This window comes from Sphingomonas sp. 2378 (assembly GCF_038084995.1).
In the GTDB taxonomy this organism is placed as follows: Bacteria; Pseudomonadota; Alphaproteobacteria; order Sphingomonadales; family Sphingomonadaceae; genus Sphingomonas.
Map to the genome: position 1 here is coordinate 1 of NZ_JAXCMJ010000113.1, position 1,322 is coordinate 1,322.

Consider the following 1,322-nt stretch of genomic DNA (forward strand, 5'->3'; position numbering starts at 1 on the left):
GTGCTCAGCACATAATTGGCCGCATCCACGCCGCCCAGGGTGGCGCCCGTCACGTTGACGACCTTGCCGCTGCCGGCATTGCGATCCGCGAACGACAAGATGCCGCCCGAGAGGGTCACCGTCTCATTGCGGATGACGTTCTGGAGGCCACCGAACGTCCCCGTTGCGGTGGTCGTGCCGTCATATTCCTTGGCGTCGACCGTAACCGAGGTGGTGAGTATCCGCTGGGTGATCGCACCCGACGCATCCGCCAGCGTCACGACATAGTTGTTGCCGCTATTGCCGTCACTGACCACATAGCCATTGTCGACGGTGATCGCGCGAGCGCCCGCGTTCTTGCTGTCGAAGGATTGGGTCGCCGAGACACTGTCTCCACCGACCAGGCCGATCGCCCGCACCGTCCCGGTCGAGACCGTGGAGCCGTCATACTGACGGATGTCGGTCGTCGCAGCGAGCGTCAGTGCCGCCTGGCTGATCGTCGCCGTTGCGGCCGTACCAAGCGACAACAGGTTGTAATTGCCCGCATCTACTCCCGTCAGACCGGCCCCGCTGATGGTGACCAGCTTGTTCGATCCGGCGTTGCGATCGGCGAACGTCATCACGCCCGTGGCACTCACGGTATCGCCCACAATGACGTTCCGAAGCGCCGCGAAGCTGCCCGTCGCGGCCCTGGTCCCGTCATAGACCTTGTCGTCGACCGTGACCGTGGTCGTGACATCGCGCCTGGCGATATTGCCGACGCCATCCCGCAGTTGGACGACATAGTTTGCGCCCAGATTGCCGTCGTCGAGCGTATAGCCGGTGACCTTCAACGCCCGGTCACCCGCATTGCGGGTATCGAACGCCTGGACCAGACCGCTCAGCGTATCGCCCGACACCAGCCCGCACTGGTCGAGGCCAGCACGTAATTGCCGGCGGCATTGTTCTGGAGACCATAGCCCGACAGCGTCACGCCCTTGCCGGTGCCCGCATTGCGATCCACCAGCGTGCCCGTCACGCTCAAGGTGTCCAGGCTGACCCCGTCCGAAACCATCAGGTCCCGCGTCGCCCTATCCCCGTCCGCCGCCAGGAAGACCAGCGAGCCCAGCTGGCCCGTGCCCAGCGTGGTGCCGCCGTCATAGACCTTGCCCCCGCGGCCCGTGGTGGTGACCACCACCTGACGCGCGGTGATCTCGCCGACATCGGCCCAGGTCGAGGTCGACCGCAGGACGTAATTGTCCGCGTCCGCGCCGTTCAGCGCCATGCCCGACACCGTCACCCGCTTGCCCGTGCCGGCATTCTTGTCGGCATAGGCGGCGCTGGTGGCGGTCACGGTGACCGCA

The 1,322-nt window shown here is 65.7% G+C and carries 2 protein-coding genes; both read right to left on the reverse strand.

Annotated elements, in window-relative coordinates; all coding sequences use genetic code 11:
- On the reverse strand, positions 1–878 hold an 878-nt coding region (locus SM191_RS19520), incomplete at its 3' end, for a YDG domain-containing protein (protein WP_341507651.1).
- Positions 860–1,322 (reverse strand): YDG domain-containing protein (locus SM191_RS19525; protein ID WP_341507652.1); only part of this gene is annotated, 463 nt, incomplete at its 5' end. The genes SM191_RS19525 and SM191_RS19520, both read right to left, overlap by 19 nt.